The organism is Chitinophaga agrisoli (assembly GCF_008386695.1).
GTDB classification, from domain to species: Bacteria; Bacteroidota; Bacteroidia; order Chitinophagales; family Chitinophagaceae; genus Chitinophaga; species Chitinophaga agrisoli.
Window position 1 is genome coordinate 1,221,703 of the sequence record NZ_VUOC01000002.1, and the last position, 18,707, is coordinate 1,240,409.

Below are 18,707 nucleotides of genomic sequence, written 5' to 3' on the forward strand. Positions count from 1 at the left end.
TGTTAACATACTAAAGGCATCAACATCCAGCCTGTAATGCAAAACTATTATCCCCCCGGTTATGGTAAAGGGGGAGAACACGACAATTAAGGGGGGGATTATGACTTCCTGATACAGGCTATCACCACCAGCACCAGCGATACAATACAGGCAATGGTACGTACCGTATGCAGGCTATTCCAGGGGCCTTCAAACTTTAGCCGCTGCGCAGCCAGTGCCTCCGGTGTGGCGCCGTTTATGGAGAATGCGTCCAGTCCGTTATTTAAGGGCACGTTGCCCACCATGGTAAGCCCAAAGCCGCCAACAATATATATAAGCGTGGCGGCTACCAGCAGCCAGAAACTGGCGCTTGCCGGCTGGCTGTAATGCAGGTAGCTGCAGCAGGGTAATAACAAGGCCGTGCCTATAAAGCTAAGAAAGAAAACGGGGTTCAGGATAGCCCGGTTCATGGCCTGTATGGCAGCCAGGTACTCCCGGTCCGGCAGGCGGCCAATACCCGGGATAACGGAACAGGACCAGGCATAAAACAGCCCGGCTATTAGGGCCATAAGGGTAGCGGTAACTGCAAGTACAATGTTGGAAAGTGTCATGATCAGCTGTTTTAATAATGATCCTACAAAGATGGAAAGGCGGGGTAAATGAAAATAGAACAAAACCGCCAGCATAATTACAGTTCCCTGTCGGTTTTGTTCTATTTCCGGCGTAATGGCGCCTGTAGCTTTGTGTAAAATTCAAACTGATGAACACAAAAAAACATACCCTGGTATTAGGCGGCAATGGCAAAACAGGCAGCCGCATAGCGCAAAGGCTCACCCAGCTGGGATGGCCCGTACGTATTGGTTCCCGCTCCGGCAGCCCGGCATTTGACTGGGAAGATCAGCGCAGCTGGATGCCCGCGCTCGAAGGCATGGAAGCTCTGTATATCTCCTTTTACCCGGACCTGGCCATGCCCGGCGCGGTAAACGACATCCGCGCGCTTACGGATCTGGCGGTGCAAAGCGGCGTACAACATGTAGTATTGCTCTCCGGCCGCGGAGAAAAAGAGGCGCAGGACTGCGAGCAGATCGTGATGCAATGCGGTATACCCTGGACAGTAGTAAGGGCCAGCTGGTTTAGCCAGAACTTCAGCGAAAGTTATTTACTGGATCCGGTGCTGGCCGGCCATGTAGCCCTGCCCGCCGGTAATGTAGGCGAGCCCTTTATAGATACAGACGATATTGCAGACGTAGCCGTTACCGCCCTTACGCAGCCAGGTCATACTAACCAGCTGTATGAAGTAACCGGCCCGCGCCTGCTCACCTTTGCGGAAGCCATTGCCATCATTGCAAAAGCCACCGGCAGGCCCATTCAGTTTGAGCATATACCTATAGAAGCCTATACAGCCACTCTGCGGGAATACCAGTTGCCGGAGGACCTGGTGAGCCTTATCACTTACCTGTTCACAGAAGTGCTGGACGGCCGTAATACCTATGTAACGGGGGATGTGGAGCGCGTGCTGGGCCGGCCCGCCAGGGACTTTGCAGACTATGCGCAGCAAACTGCGGCCAGCGGCGCCTGGGCCGTGCCCGCCTAAGCCTGCCGCCAGACCGTGCTGATAAGCTGTTTGCCAGCCCTGGATGTATGCCGGGGCTGGTCTATTGCCGCAGGTATTGGGTTACCAGCATCAGGATCATGGTGCGGAAGCCTTCAAAAGAGTCTGGTTTGGTGATGATCTGCGTAGCGCCAATACGCAGGCATTCGTCAGACAAACGGCCGTCATTATACGTGGAGTAGATCACTACGGGGATATGTTTCAAACGGGGGTCGCTTTTTATCACCTCCAGCGTTTCCTTGCCATTCATCTGGGGCATATTCTGATCCAGCACCACCAGGTCCGGCAGCGCCTCATCCTGCCGCAGGAGCTGCACGATCTGCAGTCCATTGTCCACCGCATCAAAATGGAAATGATAATCCGTTTTCAATTCATTCAGTATTTCACTGAAGATCATTTTGTCGTCCTCATCATCCTCCGCCAGTAAGATCCTTTTAAATCCTGTCATTTTCCCGGGTTATTTATCCTGTTCCAGGGGTAATATGATAATAAATATGGAGCCCTCCCCTGCTATACTGTCTGCTGTAATAGCCCCATTATGTTTCTCAATGATCTTTTTTACGATAGCCAATCCAATGCCGGTACCCTCATATTTATCCTTGGAGTTAAGGCGCTGGAACAGGTCAAAGATCTTTATGCGGAACTGCTCATCAAAACCAATCCCGTTATCGCTGATCTCAATGCGGCACCAGCGGCCGTTATCATCTTCCGGCGCGTCAAATTTCCGGGCCGCTATCCTGCAGGAGCAGATGCGGACCACCGGCGGCACATCCGGCCGGTTAAACTTTAATGCGTTACCTATCAGGTTCTGGAATACCTGCTGTATATGCGAGCGGATCACTTCCAGCGGACAAATATCACCGGCTATGATGCTGGCATTCTTTTCCTTGATGATCACCTCAAAATCTTCCCGCACTTCGCGCACTACCTGGTTAATATCCGTATGCTCAAACCCGGAACTGTCAGCGGACAGTTTGGAGAAATGCAGGATATTCTTCACCAGCGCCTTCATGCGGGTGGCTGACTGCATCACTTTACCCAGGTACATCAGCGTATCTGCCGGCAGGTTCTGTTCGTGTTTGTCTTTCACCATCTTGGTGAACATATGGATCTTACGGAGTGGTTCCTGTAAATCGTGTGAGGCTACGGAGGCAAATAACTGCAGGTCGTTGTTGCTGGACTCCAGCTCGCGGTTGATCTCCTGGAGCTGCAAGGTGCGCCGCTCCACTTTTTCTTCCAGCACCTCATTCATCACCTTTTGCTCATGCACATCCATATTGGTGATCACCCAGCTGATCAGCCTTCCTTTTTCATCCATGCGGGCTTTGGCCCGCAGCAGGTTCCAGCGCAGGTTGCCGTTGGCGATGCGTACCCGCACTTCGCAGTCAAAATCTGACTGTGAAACAGCAGCCTTGTCCCAGGCTGCGGTCAGGCGTCGCAGGTCTTCCCCGTGTATCACCTGCTGCCATCCTTTGCCCAGGGCATCATCGTGATGCAGCCCTGTGTAATATTCAAACTGCCGGTTCACAAAATCTACGCTGCGCGATGGATTCGCCGTCCACACCATCAGCGGCATAGACTCTGCCAGGAAAGTTTTCTCGGCAATATTGGCGGCGATCTCCTGTTCTGCCTTCCGCAGCGCTGTAAGGTCTAACATGGAGCCCAGCATGCGGTAGGGCACGCCAAACTCATTATGCAGGATATAACCGCGGTCCAGGATATGCGCATACTCACCGTCTGCCCGGCGAAAACGGTATTCCAGGCTCCATTGGCTGTTATTATCATTAATAGCGCCATAGATGCTTTCCTGCACCTGTGTCCGCTCATCCGGCGCAATATTCTCCATCCATTGCTTACGCGTCATTTCGGAGGGTTCGTAGCCAAACATCTTGGCAAAGGAATCGCTCCACCACATTTTATCCTGTGTAAGGTCCCAATCCCATAGGGTATCATTGGTCGCGCGGGCTACCAGGCGAAAACGTTCCTCGCTGAAGGATAGCTCCCGGGTGCGCTCCCTCACTTTATCCTCCAGGTCCTGGTTCAGCTTTTTCAGCGTTTCCTTGGTTTCATTCAGTTCGCTGTAGCTCCGGCGTATCTTCTTCTCCGCCTTTTTCTTATCCGTAATATCTGTGTAAGTGACTACCAGGCCATGCGGCATCTTTACCGCTATCAGCTCAAACCAGCTATCCTGCTCGCGGAAATAAACATCTCGTTGCAGCGTGGTATCATCCTTTACCACTGATACATATTCCTGGAACAGGTCCGGAGTGGCCAGCTGTGGCAGCGAGGCCCTCAGTCCTTTACCCGTCAGGGGCGTTTCTTCATTGCCAAATTGGGCATGCGCATGACTATTGGCTGTTTCGATCGTAAAATCGCTGATCACACCCGGCGTATCAGACACCGTGCGCAGCGCAAAAATAGCGCTGGTGCTGGCATTGAACACACTGCGCACAATATTGTTCAGGTGGGTGATGGTGGTGATATCCACAAACGTGATGATGATGCCGGCGTATTTATTATCCCGCGTAATGTAGGGCATGATACGCATAAGGAAATTCTTTCCCTGTTTCAGCGTTACTTCCTTTTCTATCACCTGCAGCGATTGCTGCACATGCCGGATATCATCCGCCAGCTGATCATATTTGATATTACTGGAGATATGCCCGATAGGCCGCCCCAGATCAGTATCAATAAAATTGATCATACGGGCAGAGGCCGGGTTAAATTTGCGGATGTGCAGCTCCTTATCCAGGAAGATCTGGGCAATATCTGTGCTCCTGAAATAATTGTTTAGATCATCATTCAGTTCTATCAGCTCCTTGATCTTGAGCTGGTGCTCTGTATTGAGCGTATATAATTCCTCGTTGAGGGATTGCAGCTCTTCATTGGAGCTTTGCAATTCTTCATTGGAGGAGAGCAGTTCTTCGTTAGAGCTCTGCAACTCTTCATTGGCGGTTTCCAGGTCTTCTACGGCCAGTTGCAGGCTTTTCCGCGTCTCAGACAATTCCTGCTCCAGGCTATGCAGGTAGTCGGAGTCAAGCGTAGGTGTGAATGCATGCGCGGGCCTGTCCTGCGGCAGCTGCGCCTTGCTGATCACCACCAGCGTATAGTCGTTATCCATTGCGCTTACCTGGGGGTTGATAAGCAAATTTACAGCGCGCAGGTTATCTTCTTTGCCAAACACAATGTTATGCAGCTGTATCTTCTCGCGTTCTTTCCAGGCTTTGCGCACCTCCCGGTTAAGGATCACGGACAGGTCCTGCGGCAGCATGCGCATCAGGTTCAGGTTCAGCACGCGCTTGGGCAGGGTAAGCAATTGCTCATAATTGCCCATGGTCTCGCGGATCTCGAAATTACGGTCAATATACAGCGCAATAAGCCCCATATCCTGTGTTAACGCGGTGCGCAGGTCGCTCCAGAGGTTTTTCTGCCCTTTGGTGTCCAGCACCTGTTCACCCTGCAGGGAGTGACCGTTTTCGCTACGTATGATTTTTACCGGCGTGGCAAAATTATCGCCAAAATGCATGCGGGGTTTAATGTCTGCTATCTTCCGGAAGATCTTCCATTTGGCGCTTACCTGTTGCATACTGCCACCTTTACCATAGGGCGGGTTTTCGCTGGGGCCCAGGAACATGAAGCCTTCTTTATTGAGCGAAAAATGCAGCATGGCATAGATGCGGTCCTGCAGGATGCCGTTCATATAGATGAGCATATTGCGGCAGCACACAAGATCATTCTTGATGAAAGGCGGGTCTTTGGTAATATCGTGCCGCGCAAATACGATCTGTTTACGGATGCGCGGGGTTATCTGGTAACCTTTCGATTTACGGGTAAAATACTTTTCCAGCAAAGCTGCCGGCACATCTTTATCAATGGTCAGGGGATATATGCCGGCAGCGGCAATATCCAGGTTAGCGGTGTCTATATCAGAAGCAAAGATCTTCACTTCCATACGTTTGCCCGCCGTTTCCAGAGCCTCATCAACGGCTATGGCAACGGAATAAGCTTCTTCCCCGGTGCTGCAGGCAGTTACCCATATCTTCAGCTGGTCCCCCTCCCGGTTGGCGATCAGCTGCGGCAGCACCTTTTGCTGCAGCACCTGGAAAGCCTCCGCATCACGGAAGAAACGGGTAACCCCTATCAGGAAATCATGCGCCAGTTCCTTACATTCTTCGGAATGCTCCTCCAGGTATTCCACATACTGCTGAGGATCATTAATGCCCAGCTGCGCCATACGTTTGCTGATACGGCGCAGGATAGTAGGCGTTTTATAATAATGGAAATCGTGCCCGGCAGCCTTATGGATGAGTGAAAAGATGTGACTAAGGGTATTATCATCCGGCTCTTTTGTCTGCGTGTCCGCATCCAGCTGGTGTATCTCTTTTACAATGGCTTCTGCTATACCTGCGGGGGAGGCTACCACATCCGCATACCCGGAGCTGAGGGCACTATTGGGCATGCCATCAAACTTAGCCGTAGCAGGGTCCTGCACCAATACCTGCCCGCCATTTTCCTTAACGGAGGCAATACCCCGTGTACCATCTGTACCCGTACCGGAAAGGATCACCGCCACCGCCCGCTCCTTTTTATCCAGGGCCAGCGAATGCAGGAATACATCAATAGCGTTGTTGGGTACTTTATCATGCGTTTTATCAGACAGCAGCAGCTTGTTGCGCTGTATGCGTATCTGTTTATTGTTGGGGATCACATAGATATAATTTTTCATCACCGGCAGGTTATGCGTAGCCTCCAGCACCTTCATATGGGTGCGGCGCGCCACCAGCTCCACCAGCAAACTCTTATAGTCCGGTGACAGGTGTTGAATGACCACAAACGAAAGATTACCCGTTTGCGGCATATTATCAAAAAACTCCTGGATAGCCTCCAGGCCGCCGGCAGATGCGCCTACCGCTACAATGTAATGTTGGTGCTTGCTTTTCATAGCTCATTCTTACCCATAGTATCCCGCGTGAGGAATTCAAAAATAAAACTGCGGAGGTTCTCTGCTGCGATCAACTCCTCCGGCAGCCATGGCCGGGAAAATCCTTTCACATGCTCCTGCCATAATTTAAAGGAATGGCGGGGATGATAGATCTTGGGGTTCTCATCAAAGAAGATCCTTTCATCGGGGTTACCGCCCCAATTAGTGGTTTTAACAAACTCTTTCCTGAAAAGAAGGATGTAGGTATCCTCCTCCGCCTGTACCGGTATGGCCAGCAGGCCACTGGCTATCTCCTGGAACTCTTCCGTAATATCATATACTGCGGGCAGGGAGTCCGTATCAAAAACCTTCCGCAGCTGTTTTACATGCAGCCATAACAACAGGTCTTCCAACTGAGCTGCATCCGGTACTTCTCCCGCATGATAGGTCTTATTTTTATAAGTGATGACCACCCCGCTTGCGTCAAATAAAGTCATTATATTAGGCGTGCCATTGAGCAGGCCGGCGGCCAGGCTGGCTGTTTTATAAAGATGTTCTATCAGTTGTGTATATATATTATTTAACCGGGAAGAGAGATCATGAAATTGCTGGTGATGCAGCACGCTGATACGGCCGGAGATAACACCGGATAACAGCTCCAGCACAGACCGCAGCTGCGGGTCTATAGTACGGGCTGTTTTATGATGGCAGGCAATAAGCCCCCATAACGCATTATCCTTAATAAGCCTTACAGACATGGAAGCCATCACATGCATATTCTTCAGGTATTCCACATGTACCGCCGCCACCGCGCGCAGGTTACATTCAGACATATCCAGGAAAGTATGCGTTAATGGGTTGATGACCGGATACAGTTTTACAGGCTTGAACTCGCGGTCCGGGATAAAGCGGTAAGGATTCCGCAAATACATATCACGCGCCGGTTTGGGTATATCAGAGGCCGGGAAGGTAAAACCGATATAGGATTCCATACCGGGCTCCATGGCCTCTGCCAGTACATTACCGTTCCAGTCCTTATCAAAGGTATAGATCATGACCTTATCGAAACCAGACAGCTTTTTAATTTCCGTTGCCGCCGTATGGCAAAGGGCGGCTACATCCTGTGCCTGTTCTATTAACCCGATCGATGTTTTGATCTGTTGATACAGATGGGTAAAGGTGGCTTCTTCGGCCACCAGATCAGGACTATGCTCTACCTCTGCCAGCAGTTGCTGGCCATGTACATGCACCATAACGGCACAAGGGCGTTCCTGTAGCTTCCAGGTTGCCGCCAGTTTATTACCATCACTTTGCTGCGCTAATTCCAATAAGGATTTATAGGCTTCGTCATTTATCAGCCCGTTGATGGATTTACCCGGTAACTCCCGGAAGGGTACGCCCAGCAGGTCGCCGGCATTTTCACTCACTTGTACGATGGTCAGCGTAACCTTGTCCAGCACCAGGAGTGCGCCATACTCCTGTACGGTATTAATGATATGAATGGGGATATTGCCGCAGAATTCCGAATCATATTTTGAAAACTCCATTTGACTCATATAGATCGGCCCAGTTACTAAATGTTAAAAAAGTTTGCCTGGCAGCATCGGCAGCCAGTAGTTGATCATCTTTCCCTTCCACACTGTTGAGGTAGACGTGGAATTTCTTCCACATTTGATGAACAGCATCACCATAACCGTTAAAGAAAGAGAACCCTTCCCCGGCTGGTATCGCTAGCTGCCCGCTGATCATCCTGGCGATGATCACGCCTCCTAAAGTAGATCCTTCCAACACATAGGCAGCGCCTAGAGCCTGTGGCCAGGAGCGGATCTCCGGCGTTTGTACCGCATGGTCTTCCATCGGGGAGGTATCCCCCATAAAACGGATGTCTTGTAAAATGGCAGCAGACTTCCTTCTTTCGTCTATGTCGGGTACGTTATCTATCGACAAATATTGATCCATTTTGAGCTCAAGTGCATGATAGTAAGCGTAGAACATCCTTAACAACGCAATGTACTGCTGCGGGGTACGGATACGTTTGATCATACCGATCAATTTCTTTTCCAGGCTGGCATGTTCCGCTTTCGTATAGTCCTTCAGGTGGACAGCGAATAAGTGTTCCGTCAAGATGCTAACAATTTATGGTTCCGTGAATATGTATAAATAATACAAGTTTTTTGCCTGTAATTTTAGCGGGCAGGGAGGGATATGCAGGACAGGAGCAAACATTTAAGCCTGTCATCATATTTAATTATTAAAAGTGCCGGAAAATTAATAAGTTCATCATCAAAATCATAAGGTCATGATAAAGAGAAGCTTATTAGTTGCGGTGACTTTAGTTGTCGCCGTTATCCTCTGTTCCCTATCCTTGCCGCAGGATCCACCCAAGGCCAAGAACCTGAAGGTGCTGCCCAAGAACATCAGTCATGAGGATCTGGAGAATGTTATGCGCAATTTTAAGAACGCCCTGGGCGTAAAATGTGGCTTCTGCCATGCGCCGCAAAAGGACAACCCGCAAAAGCTGGATTTCGCCAGCGATGAGAACCACCACAAAGAGATTGCACGCGGTATGATGAAGATGACAGCGCGCATCAACAAAAAGTACTTTAAAGAAGGCGAAGCCATGACGGTGACCTGCTTTACCTGTCACCATGGCAATGAAGAGCCCAAGTCAAGCCCGGAAGTTGCCGGTGACGCAGGCGGAGAGAAGAAATAAATACGTGTCCATATAATCTGGTAAGAGGATGTATCAACGAGCGGTACATCCTCTTTTTATTTGGATCCTGCCAGCGCACACTCTTATAGAACCCTGCCGCCCGGAAGAAAAAGCGTTATAAACCCTGCCCAACCCTTGTATCTTTGAAGATATATCGATAATATCAGGGCATTTATGAATAGTACCTACTTTGCCAGCCTGGTATACCGTTTATAACCGATCAAATGCTGGTACGTTTCGCTAAAGATTAAGCTGATCTTACCGGCATTATTTGTGGTACAGTTGCTCCAGCTGGCGGAAGATCTTTTCCATCTCCGCATGATCATTTACGGGAGCGGGATTTGCAGCGATCTCACGGCGCACATAACGGATACGGTTATCTGTAAGCGGGTGGGAGCTCACAAACTCGGGGATCTTAAGTTTATGATCCAGCTTTTGCAATTCCTGCATCAGCTGCAGCATGCCTTGCTGGTTAACATGATTGCTGCGCATGGTGGCCAGCCCTTTTATATCCGCCTGCTCCTCATATTGGCGGGAGTAGGTAAGGCTGTATAGCGCGCCGGCATTGGAGAACAATGCGCCGGTAGCAGCGCCGCTGTTACCGAAGGCAGCGGTCCATACCAGCGAGGTGCTCATATCACGGCATAACTTATGAACAGAATGGCGGCAGGTAATATGCGCCACTTCGTGGGAAAGCAAAGCGGCCAGCTCCTCTTTGGTCTTCAGCCTTTTTAGTAACGCGGTATACACCACTATATAACCGCCAGGCAGCGCGTAGGCATTCTCTATTTTACTGGGCGCCACCGTAAACGTAAGGGTATCCGGGGCATCCCATTTCATCTGGGCGGCAAAACGGGTAAGCAGCTGGCTGGCAGCTGTATCCACCGGTTCATCCATACTGGCGCGGGCCATATCTCCCAGCTCCTTATCAAAAGACAAAGGCAGCCTGTCCACCACGCGGTCTGCACACCAGGGCAATACCCAAAAATGGGCCGCCAATATAATACCGGCTATTGCCAGCAATATGAGAAGGCTCGCTTTTAAGCCACCACGGAGCGCCAGCTCATGTAAGCCGGCGCCCCGTATGTGCTTATAGTTTTGCAGGAAGTCTTTTACAAACACCGGGTCGCTTACTTCCAGCGTACCGGCATCCGTTCCCGTGCCGGTAATGCGGATAAAGTTACGGTCCACCAGTTCCATGGTGATCTCTGTAAACAGCCAATGCAGCTTTTTGGCAGGCATAGCGCCTCCTATAAAGTCCAGCTGCAGGCTCTCCGTAAAAAGCTGGATAGTGACAGGGGTAGCATTGGCTACCTGGTGGTTGAAATAAACTCCCTTGAACATGCGTAATTAGATAATACTCAGGTCCAGCATATCTGCCAGGTTTTCGCCGGTAGAGTTCCTGTATTCTTCTTCTGTCTGCCGCAGTTCTCTCAGCTCCAGATCACCCCGGATCTCCACATGGTTCATGACGAACTCTATGGTGCGGATCTGTATCCAGGCATAGGCGATGCCAAAGGTGAAAACGAGCATCAGCATGTTTACGATAAGTAAGCCTGCCAATTCGCCGCCGGTAGCGGTAGAACGGCATTCCAGCACCTTGTTGTCCTTGCTGGTGAGGCGTATGTTATCGATGTAATAGCGGAAGATATCCGCCTGCCACCAGAAAGAATAAATACCCAGCGTTAAAACAGTTAGAATACACCCTTTCAGGTTCAGTTTAAAATACTCCCAGCCGTCACCATCGTAGAAGAACTCTCCACTACCAAAACGGAGATTACGCAGCAGGTAATTGCGTATGTTCATCGTCATCCAGGAGCCGTAGATACCAGCGGTAATAAGGGTGAGCAGCAGTTCTTTCGCCCACAGCTTAATGAATTCAGTCCTGTCGCCACGGTAGCCAAAACGGATGGCTCTCCAGGAAGTGCGGGACCAGTGGTAACGGTTGGCGCCATGTATGGCATAAGGGATCAGCAGGAACACGATAAACACGTAGGTCAGTGCAATGAGCGTACCACTCACCGGCCCCGTAAGCCCCAATGCTCCGATAGCAAAGGCAAGTATATAGTATCCCACGATAGCGGCTACCACTATGATGAATCCTTTGAACATCTCGTTACCGGTGCCGCTCCATTCAAACCGGGAACCCTCCATCTCTGTGGAGGAATACAGGTATTGCAGCCTTTTGGCTTTAGCCCAGGGATAATAAAGCCCAAGGGTTATAATGGTCAGCAGCATGTTTACAATGAGAATACCAAAATAGGTACCACCGTCGCCTTTAAATGATATTACAGGACGGTTAATGGGATTGCCCGAAGGGCCGTACTCTTGTTGCATAGGGGAAATAGGTTGTTATATAATGAAAACAAATATATTAAATATTTCCATTTTAACTGTCATGATAACTAAAAAAGGCTGCCCCTTGTATTAAGGAACAGCCTTATCCGTTAGTTATGAAGCGCTTGCGCACAAATTAATTAATAGAGTCTTCCGCCCGGCGGCACAGTTTTACCTGGTTCGATCAGTACTACATTCCCATCTTTATCCGGTACGCCCAGGGTAAGCACTTCAGATATAAAGGGCCCTATCTGCCGCGGCGGAAAGTTTACCACGCATAATACCAGCTTATCCGCCAGCTCTTCCTTTGTGTAGTTTTGCACGATCTGGGCGGATGAGCGTTTGATGCCGATCTCTGGCCCCAGGTCAATGCTGAGCTTAAAGGCCGGTTTCCTGGCTTCCGGAAAATCCGCCACTGCTATGACCTTGCCTACACGGATATCCAGTTTGTTAAAATCGTCTATTGTAGCCATGACAAATTGTTTCAGCGGCAATATACTGTTTAACCCACATAATACTCTACTTCATGGGCTTCCCATAACACCGGCACTTCCAGCTTATGCACCAGCTTGTCCAGCGCAATGACCGGTATGGCGGCCTCCCGGCTCTTATTCTGCCGGTGCAGTTGCTGGTAAGGGCTTTCTATGTACACGATCTTTACCCTGGCGCCATATGACAGGAACAATGATATCAATTGTTCCCGCATCATACGGGTGGTATTGGTCGCATTCCACACAAAACCGGTTTGCTTGCGCAGATAAGCCCTGGCCAGTTCCTTGGCCGCCTGTATCACCTGCCCGTTGCCGGTTTTATCCGTAGCGGCTATATCATGCTGCTCCCGGATCCCATCCAGCGAGATCACCGGCCAGTGTTTGTAATTGCGTTGCACAAACGTATCCTTACCGGCGCCCGGTAAACCGCTCATCAGCACCACCTCTGTCACAGGCTGCTCAAACGGCATATATTCCAGGTAAGCATCTTCCCGTTGCAGGTAATGCATACGCGCGTGGGATGAGGTAAAGGGTTTGGCAATACCCCAGCAGCCATACTCTTTGCACAGCTCTTCAAAACAATCCACGCGGTATAACATTTCCTGCTGGTCCGCGCAGCAGCGGCCCAGCACATCTGCCCGCGCCAGTAGCGCCAGCCATACGGTATTCACTTCCAGGCTGGCTCTCACCAGCGCTTTTACAGGATCCGGTTTTTCAAAGATCCAGAGCGGCAGGCCATGATAACGTACCAGGGCGCTTACCTGTTCCCTTATTTCAAAAGGCGCCGGTATCTCTGTGTACAATATCCGGCGGGCTGTTTGTGCGCCCTTGCGGGCGTGGCCGTTGGATGTGATGCTGCCGTCCGGCTCTGTCACGGTGGTACTGTGCTTCTCCACATCATGCAGCAGCGCTGATGCCCACAGGATCTCCTGTTCCTGCGGGCCAAGCGCCTGGTAAGCAGTTGCCTGCTCCAGTTCCTGCAGCACCATTTGCGTGTGAATGGCCACGTTCCCTTCCGCATGGTGGATAGGGTCCTGTGGCGTTAACGCCATGACCCGTACCCACTCAAAACGTTGTTCGAGATAAGCCCAGTTTTTATTGTCTGTGATGGTCCACATGTTTACCTCCTTCATAATGCAGGGGGGCGCGTTGCCAGTGACGGGTCCAGTGTTCGTCTGTTTTCACGTGCCCCTTCCTTACGTACTTAAATACATTTTCCGGGAATGCCGCTACCGGGTATTGTGCGGCATTGCGGGTAACAATACCTTCCATCGTTGCGGGCCGGCCGCTGTGCGCATCATGCGCATCAAAGGCGCCGGGGCCGGCTACGATCTCCAGTACTTCTTTTTCAAAAATTGCCTGTTGTAACGGCGGCGTAAAGACCTTTATTTCCGGCACGGTAGGCAGGTCCAGCATGGCTGCATAATACCGGGTCTCTTCCCAGCTTAGCCATTGGTCATGCTCCCGTACGGCAAACACATAAAAATGATGATCCAGCTGGCGATAGGCGATGGAATGCACCGCGTACAGGTTTTCCAGGAATATTTCCAGGTTGCCCAGATCATGTTTTATACTTTGCCAGAAACGGCGTATGCTCTCCGTCCACGGTGATGTGGTGGGCGCTGCATGCGAACGCGCAAACACGCCCAGGCGGGAAAGACAGTTGTTTTCCCCGTCCAGTTTCTCCGTATGTACCAACGCGGGTATGCGGCTCAGGTGCTGCCAGTAATCGTGTTGTATGCGATCATCGCTGGTGGTGCCGGGAGAGAACGGATAATGAAAGGTGCGGCCGTATTTTTGTGAAATAGCCATGTCCTGAGGTTTAATATCAACAAATAAGATACCTGGCCGCCTGAGAAGCAGCCTTGTTTACCTTTTATATGTTTGTGATATTACATGGCACTTTGTATGATAGATTTTACATAATGGGGGCAAAGATATACAAATTTCTTTCAGGGTTATTTTTTTGTATATTAAAGAATTAATAATACTCCCATGAAAACATTATGGATGATCTTACTGCTGCTGGCCCCCGCATTTGCCCATGCGCAAACAGACAGCCTGGCCTCTGCCGTATATCCGTGGAACAGTGAAAAGCCCATCATCTCCGGCAGTACACTGGACCTTACTACCTTATATGCCTACACCGTAACACTGGCGGCCAACAAAACATGGAAAGCGCCTGCACAGGAACAGGCGCTGGAAAAACTGGTGATCGTAAAAAGCGGGAACATGCACCTGCAGGCTGGCCAGGCTTCCCAAACCATTGGCCCCCGCAGCCTGGCGCTGGTAATAGCAGGCGATGCCTACAGCTGTAAGAATACAGGTAAGGAGCCGCTTACTTTTTATGTGCTCAACTATCAAACGAAAATACCCGGAAACATACAACGCGGCCGCGATGCCGGCGGCTCGCTGATTAAAGAATGGAATACGCTGCCGGTCACCACTTCCGACAAAGGCGCGTACCGCCCTTTATTTGACAGGCCCTCCGGCCTGTTCCCCCGTTTTGATATACATGCTACCCAGCTAAACCCAGGTTATGCCAGCCACCCGGCACACACGCACCGGGTGGAAGAGATCATCCTGCTGATCAAAGGCAAGGTGCAAATGCAGACAGGCGATACCTTTCATGATGCCTCAGCAGGCGATATTGTTTTCCTGGAGGCCAATGTGCCGCATGCAGCCAAAAACCTTTCCAGTGAGCCGGCGGAGTATTATGCTATACAGTGGCATGTAACGCCGTAGGCATTGGTTGGCGGTACTCCTTTAGCTTAATGGAACTGGCCACTTTTAAGGGCAATGTTACCATCATATCCTTCCAGGGCGTGTAAGGTAGGATCTTCCATAGCTGATTACTCATCCACTGCCTGAATTTAGTCTTGGGCACAAACCAATCCACGCCATCTGCCAGTCCCTGGCAACGCAATACAAATTCCCGCATCTGCGCGTCGTAGCTGGCAAATGCTTTTTCATGATCGCCGTCTGCTTCCATCAGTTCGCCGGCCAGTATATAGGCGCCAATAGTTGCCATGGAGGTGCCCATGCCAGACATGGGAGAAGCGCAATGGGCGGCATCTCCCAACAGCGCGATGCGGCCTTTATACCACCGGTCCATTTTGATCTGACCGATAGAATCGAAATAAAAATCATGCGCTTTGTCCATCTGCTCCAGCAGGTAAGGCACCTCCCATGCCTCGCCGGAAAACCTTTCGCGGATGATCCGTTTTTGCTGTTCAATATCCCGGTAATCATACTCCAGCGAGTCTTCCGTAAAGTAAAAAGAAGCACGGGCCTCTTTACCGTTATCTGCGCCAAATATGCCCACCCGTTTACCCGGCACGCCGTAATACACACCATCCATACCCTGGTCCATAAAATTGGGCACGGTAAAGATGGCGATATACAGCCCCATATGTTTTATATAACTGGCCTCTGTACCAAATGCGATAGATCTTACCCTGGAATGCATACCGTCTGCGCCAAACACCAGGTCAAAACGGCGGGGTTTGTTGCGCTGAAAACTTACCTCCACACCGTCGTTGTGTTCTGTAAGTGAAGTGATCGTATCATCAAAAATATATTCCGCCTCATGGCGGGTGGCATCATACAGCACATTGGCAAGATCGCCCCGCATGATCTCCAGCTCGCCGCTGGTAAAGCCGTCCGGGAAGCTGGCCTTTTTGCGGTTATCCTTATCAACGATCGTGATCTTGCCGGCGCGGGTCTGGCGACGGCGTATCTCTTCATCCACGCCCATCTCCTTTAATAAAGGCATCACCGCGCCTCGGAAATCCACCGCATGCCCACCCGGCCGTATGCCCGGCGCACGCTCAATAATGGTCACCTTATATCCATATTTCTGTAGCCAGTAAGCCAGTGCCGGGCCGGCTATGCTGGCCCCCGATATTAATACAGTATTTGTTTTCATGTTGCAAAGCTAGGCAGCATGTTTGCCTGGGGCTATAGCAGATAGGTTAACGCAGGGCAAAAAACCGGTGAAGACAGTTTTTGCACCGGCAAAAAATGTATTTTGCGCCACCAAGCATAAAAACGACCATCACCCATGAAAAACATTGTTCTGGCCAGCACCTCTACCCTCTATGGAGAAGCTTATCTCGCCTACCTGGCGCCTGTTATCAGGGAGCTTTTCGGCAACAAGCCAGAAGTGATCTTTATTCCTTATGCACGGCCCGGCGGCATTTCCCATGACGATTACACGGCGCGTGTGTCCACTGCTTTTGCGGACTTTGGCGTTCCCGTACGCGGCCTGCATACTTTCCCTGATCCGCAACAGGCGCTGCGCGAAGGCCATGCTTTTTTTACCGGTGGCGGCAACACTTTTCTGCTGGTAAAACAGCTGCATGAGCTGCATTTGATGGATGTGTTAAAACAGGAAGTAGAAAAAGGCAAGCCTTACCTGGGTACCAGTGCGGGCAGCAATATTGGCGGTATTAATATGCAAACCACCAATGATATGCCTATTGTATACCCGTCCAGTTTCCGGACCATGGGGCTGGTACCGTTTAACCTGAACCCGCATTACCTGGACCCTATCCCTTCCCTGCCGCATATGGGTGAAACCAGGGAGACCCGGATATTCGAATTCCATACGCAGCAAAACACACCGGTAATTGGTTTACGCGAGGGCAGCTGGATAAGGGTAAAGGGCGATGTGATCACCCTGGAAGGCACACAGCCCGCGCGGATCTTTGAGCAGGGCAAAATGCCTTATGAGCTGGAAGCGGGGACTGTTATGACTACCATTTCACAGGTACATCTGTAATATCTATTCTTTCTTCAACAGAGAAGGGAATGAATGCTTAGCCATTCATTCCCTTCTCTATTATTAATCCTTCCTGTGATCAGCCAGCTATCAGCAAACCCAGAAAGTAGCACCGCAGGAGATATACTGCGTAGTGGGCAGCGTGCGGTTCTTTTCTGTTTGCTGATCTGCGCGGCTCAGGTTAGCCAACTTGATCTTTACCAGCTGTAATTTCTGTGATGTTTTCTTTTTCATAGTCTGTGTCTGGTTAAATGGTGAATAATATTCAATTTAACACAAAACACCACAGGATTTACTCCCGTAAAAACAGGGTTTTTACGGTTATTCTTTGGGTGAATACACTTTGATAACGCCATCATCCTCGCTGCTCACGATCAACAGGCTTTTCTTGGTAGGACTGTCATTGGCAGATACGAACAGCACCCCTTCCGGCGCATCGCCTGTTTTTAAGATCTGCAGGAAAAGCGGTACGGAGGGTGTGGAGATATCATACACCGCTACGGCATCAGACCTTTCCATACCTACAAAGGCAATGGCTTTACCGCCTACATTACCAATGGTAATGCCTTCCGCTTCTACGCCTTTATCATCGCTACGGCCATCGTCATAATAACCTGCTCCGTTGCATTTTACTTCCAGCTCATTTTTGCTATCGTACAGCAGGGTACCGTTGGTACCATTCCATACGCTAAAGGATCGCGCACCAAAGGAGTACAGGGACTCGTACAAACCGTCTGCATTCGCATCGCCCAGGTAAGGCGTTACGTTCAGGCGGCCCAGGTTCTCGTCTTTCTGCAGGGTAGCAGCATCCGGGAATGCAGCGGGATCCAGGTGAAGATCTTTTATACGCACGGCTTCATCCAGTGCATCGTACTCGCGCACATCGCCTTCGTTTACGGTGTACAGGTAAGGCGTGCCGTCTTTTTCAAATACGGCAATGGCGTCCGGCATATAAATCCCTTTTACCGGCCACTTCTTAAAACTAATGCCACCGTCTTTATCTGACAGGTCTACTGCATTAGCATCCAGGTTATAATCTTTAAAGCCCAGGGGGAAGATGTCCGTAGCCTTTTGGGTAGCGATATCGATCTTTGCGATGGCATTGTTCTCCTGCAAGGTGACCCAGGCAGTTTTAGAATCAGCGGAGATAGTGACATACTCGGGCTCCATATCCTGGGCAAAAGAGGCATTCAGGCCAAACACGCGCAGGCCTTTCTGCTGCAGGGCAGCCTGCTGGGAAGCAAAGGAGCTGAAATCCACATTCACCACGCTGTAGTTGTTATCTACGCTGATGATGGACACAGAACCAACCGGATCTGCCGTATAGTCCTGGCTGGGCTCACCTTCGTTAGCAGTAAGGATGTATTTACCATCCGGGCTAAAGGTGATCATGTCCGGTAAAGCGCCGGTAGGGATGGTCTTGATCTCCGTATAATCGCTGGTCTTATATACGGTCACATGGCCGGCGTCCTGTTTGTTAGCCGCCTCTATGGCTGCCGCCAGCTTGCCGTTGTTTACGCTCAGGCTGTTCACCGCGCCGCCAACCGTAATAATGCTATGGATCACCGTCATTTTGGAAGGATCCGCAAAATCGATCACATCGATCTTATTGGGCTGTCCTTCTTCATTATTTACCACAAACAGGCGTTTGGTAGCAGGATCATAGGTGCTGATCTCAGCGGCGCCGGCTTCCTCGCCAATATCAATGGTACCTATCTCCGCAAAGGTTGCGGGGTTTTCGCCACCAGAAGGAGGTTTTTGGCCACCATCTTTATCATCTTTGGAACAGGCGCATAGTACAGCCAATGCCACAACGGGCAGGAATTTTTGGAAATTCATACTTTTTAGTCTGATATAGGTTTGATAATAGA

At 50.4% G+C, this 18,707-nt stretch carries 17 protein-coding genes; 4 read left to right on the top strand and 13 right to left on the bottom strand.

Going from position 1 to position 18,707, the window contains the following annotated elements:
* Positions 1–98: 98 nt before the first annotated feature.
* Positions 99–590: an anthrone oxygenase family protein gene (locus tag F0L74_RS12155; protein ID WP_149838133.1), complete on the bottom strand. Its 492-nt coding sequence runs from the start codon at positions 588–590 to the stop codon at positions 99–101.
* Positions 591–739: 149 nt separating this feature from the next.
* Here F0L74_RS12155 and F0L74_RS12160 point away from each other — a divergent pair, with 149 nt between their 5' ends.
* Positions 740–1,573, top strand: coding sequence for an NmrA family NAD(P)-binding protein (locus F0L74_RS12160; protein ID WP_149838134.1), 834 nt, complete (start codon positions 740–742; stop codon positions 1,571–1,573).
* 61 nt (positions 1,574–1,634) lie between these two features.
* Here the strand turns inward: F0L74_RS12160 and F0L74_RS12165 are convergent, their stop codons facing one another.
* From F0L74_RS12165 to F0L74_RS12180, 4 genes are read right to left on the bottom strand one after another with little or no spacing between them, the layout of a single operon-like run.
* Positions 1,635–2,039 (bottom strand): response regulator, encoded by a 405-nt coding sequence (locus F0L74_RS12165; RefSeq protein WP_149838135.1) that lies wholly within the window; start codon positions 2,037–2,039, stop codon positions 1,635–1,637.
* 9 nt (positions 2,040–2,048) lie between these two features.
* Positions 2,049–6,533: a chemotaxis protein CheB gene (locus tag F0L74_RS12170; protein WP_149838136.1), complete on the bottom strand. Its 4,485-nt coding sequence runs from the start codon at positions 6,531–6,533 to the stop codon at positions 2,049–2,051.
* Complete coding sequence (locus F0L74_RS12175) at positions 6,530–8,059, bottom strand: GAF domain-containing protein (RefSeq protein WP_188315976.1); 1,530 nt, start codon at positions 8,057–8,059, stop codon at positions 6,530–6,532. The genes F0L74_RS12170 and F0L74_RS12175 overlap by 4 nt, the downstream gene beginning before the upstream one ends.
* On the bottom strand, positions 8,040–8,636 hold the full coding sequence (locus tag F0L74_RS12180) for a biliverdin-producing heme oxygenase (RefSeq protein ID WP_188315977.1): 597 nt from the start codon (positions 8,634–8,636) through the stop codon (positions 8,040–8,042). Before F0L74_RS12180 ends, F0L74_RS12175 begins: the two co-directional genes overlap by 20 nt.
* A 175-nt stretch (positions 8,637–8,811) precedes the next feature.
* Between F0L74_RS12180 and F0L74_RS12185 the strand changes: the two genes are divergently transcribed.
* Complete coding sequence (locus F0L74_RS12185; RefSeq protein ID WP_149838139.1) at positions 8,812–9,225, top strand: c-type cytochrome; 414 nt, start codon at positions 8,812–8,814, stop codon at positions 9,223–9,225.
* Between the two features lie 267 nt (positions 9,226–9,492).
* Here the strand turns inward: F0L74_RS12185 and F0L74_RS12190 are convergent, their stop codons facing one another.
* The 5 genes from F0L74_RS12190 to F0L74_RS12210 all read right to left on the bottom strand — a co-directional run bounded on the left by F0L74_RS12190 (position 9,493) and on the right by F0L74_RS12210 (position 13,865).
* Positions 9,493–10,569 (bottom strand): M48 family metallopeptidase, encoded by a 1,077-nt coding sequence (locus F0L74_RS12190; RefSeq protein WP_149838140.1) that lies wholly within the window; start codon positions 10,567–10,569, stop codon positions 9,493–9,495.
* A gap of 6 nt (positions 10,570–10,575) precedes the next feature.
* Positions 10,576–11,562 carry a YjgN family protein gene (locus tag F0L74_RS12195; RefSeq protein WP_149838141.1) on the bottom strand — a complete coding sequence of 329 codons (987 nt, stop codon included), beginning with the start codon at positions 11,560–11,562 and terminating at the stop codon, positions 10,576–10,578.
* Between the two features lie 140 nt (positions 11,563–11,702).
* Positions 11,703–12,035: a tRNA-binding protein gene (locus tag F0L74_RS12200; RefSeq protein WP_149838142.1), complete on the bottom strand. Its 333-nt coding sequence runs from the start codon at positions 12,033–12,035 to the stop codon at positions 11,703–11,705.
* Between the two features lie 29 nt (positions 12,036–12,064).
* On the bottom strand, positions 12,065–13,186 hold the full coding sequence (locus F0L74_RS12205) for an AAA family ATPase (protein ID WP_246197687.1): 1,122 nt from the start codon (positions 13,184–13,186) through the stop codon (positions 12,065–12,067).
* Entirely contained in the window at positions 13,149–13,865 is a 717-nt protein-coding gene (locus F0L74_RS12210; RefSeq protein WP_149838143.1) for an RNA ligase family protein, read from the bottom strand. Before F0L74_RS12210 ends, F0L74_RS12205 begins: the two co-directional genes overlap by 38 nt.
* A 183-nt stretch (positions 13,866–14,048) precedes the next feature.
* On the opposite strand from F0L74_RS12210, the gene F0L74_RS12215 reads away from it, so the two are divergent.
* Positions 14,049–14,798 (top strand): cupin domain-containing protein, encoded by a 750-nt coding sequence (locus F0L74_RS12215; RefSeq protein WP_149838144.1) that lies wholly within the window; start codon positions 14,049–14,051, stop codon positions 14,796–14,798.
* On the opposite strand, the gene F0L74_RS12220 is transcribed toward F0L74_RS12215, so the two are convergent.
* Positions 14,773–15,981 carry an FAD-dependent monooxygenase gene (locus F0L74_RS12220; RefSeq protein WP_149838145.1) on the bottom strand — a complete coding sequence of 403 codons (1,209 nt, stop codon included), beginning with the start codon at positions 15,979–15,981 and terminating at the stop codon, positions 14,773–14,775. The two genes, F0L74_RS12215 and F0L74_RS12220, sit on opposite strands and share 26 nt — an antisense overlap.
* Positions 15,982–16,116: 135 nt before the next feature.
* On the opposite strand from F0L74_RS12220, the gene pepE reads away from it, so the two are divergent.
* Entirely contained in the window at positions 16,117–16,836 is a 720-nt protein-coding gene (pepE, locus tag F0L74_RS12225) for a dipeptidase PepE (RefSeq protein ID WP_149838146.1), read from the top strand.
* Between the two features lie 90 nt (positions 16,837–16,926).
* Here the strand turns inward: pepE and F0L74_RS33270 are convergent, their stop codons facing one another.
* Together F0L74_RS33270 and F0L74_RS12230 are read right to left on the bottom strand one after the other, a co-directional pair.
* Entirely contained in the window at positions 16,927–17,070 is a 144-nt protein-coding gene (locus F0L74_RS33270; protein WP_188315978.1) for a hypothetical protein, read from the bottom strand.
* A gap of 87 nt (positions 17,071–17,157) precedes the next feature.
* Positions 17,158–18,675 (bottom strand): choice-of-anchor I family protein, encoded by a 1,518-nt coding sequence (locus F0L74_RS12230; protein ID WP_149838147.1) that lies wholly within the window; start codon positions 18,673–18,675, stop codon positions 17,158–17,160.
* Between the last annotated feature and the right edge of the window lie 32 nt (positions 18,676–18,707).

Excerpts from the sequence above, each read along its gene's own strand:
- F0L74_RS12170 (WP_149838136.1), bottom strand. The coding sequence starts at position 6,533 with ATGAAAAGCAAGCACCAACATTACATTGTAGCGGTAGGCGCATCTGCC.
- F0L74_RS12175 (WP_188315976.1), bottom strand. The coding sequence starts at position 8,059 with ATGGAGTTTTCAAAATATGATTCGGAATTCTGCGGCAATATCCCCATT.
- F0L74_RS12160 (WP_149838134.1), top strand. The coding sequence starts at position 740 with ATGAACACAAAAAAACATACCCTGGTATTAGGCGGCAATGGCAAAACA.
- F0L74_RS12190 (WP_149838140.1), bottom strand. The coding sequence starts at position 10,569 with ATGTTCAAGGGAGTTTATTTCAACCACCAGGTAGCCAATGCTACCCCT.
- F0L74_RS12185 (WP_149838139.1), top strand. The coding sequence starts at position 8,812 with ATGATAAAGAGAAGCTTATTAGTTGCGGTGACTTTAGTTGTCGCCGTT.
- F0L74_RS12220 (WP_149838145.1), bottom strand. The coding sequence starts at position 15,981 with ATGAAAACAAATACTGTATTAATATCGGGGGCCAGCATAGCCGGCCCG.
- F0L74_RS12215 (WP_149838144.1), top strand. The coding sequence starts at position 14,049 with ATGAAAACATTATGGATGATCTTACTGCTGCTGGCCCCCGCATTTGCC.
- F0L74_RS12200 (WP_149838142.1), bottom strand. The coding sequence starts at position 12,035 with ATGGCTACAATAGACGATTTTAACAAACTGGATATCCGTGTAGGCAAG.
- F0L74_RS12165 (WP_149838135.1), bottom strand. The coding sequence starts at position 2,039 with ATGACAGGATTTAAAAGGATCTTACTGGCGGAGGATGATGAGGACGAC.
- F0L74_RS12195 (WP_149838141.1), bottom strand. The coding sequence starts at position 11,562 with ATGCAACAAGAGTACGGCCCTTCGGGCAATCCCATTAACCGTCCTGTA.
- pepE (WP_149838146.1), top strand. The coding sequence starts at position 16,117 with ATGAAAAACATTGTTCTGGCCAGCACCTCTACCCTCTATGGAGAAGCT.
- F0L74_RS12210 (WP_149838143.1), bottom strand. The coding sequence starts at position 13,865 with ATGGCTATTTCACAAAAATACGGCCGCACCTTTCATTATCCGTTCTCT.
- F0L74_RS33270 (WP_188315978.1), bottom strand. The coding sequence starts at position 17,070 with ATGAAAAAGAAAACATCACAGAAATTACAGCTGGTAAAGATCAAGTTG.
- F0L74_RS12155 (WP_149838133.1), bottom strand. The coding sequence starts at position 590 with ATGACACTTTCCAACATTGTACTTGCAGTTACCGCTACCCTTATGGCC.
- F0L74_RS12230 (WP_149838147.1), bottom strand. The coding sequence starts at position 18,675 with ATGAATTTCCAAAAATTCCTGCCCGTTGTGGCATTGGCTGTACTATGC.
- F0L74_RS12205 (WP_246197687.1), bottom strand. The coding sequence starts at position 13,186 with ATGAAGGAGGTAAACATGTGGACCATCACAGACAATAAAAACTGGGCT.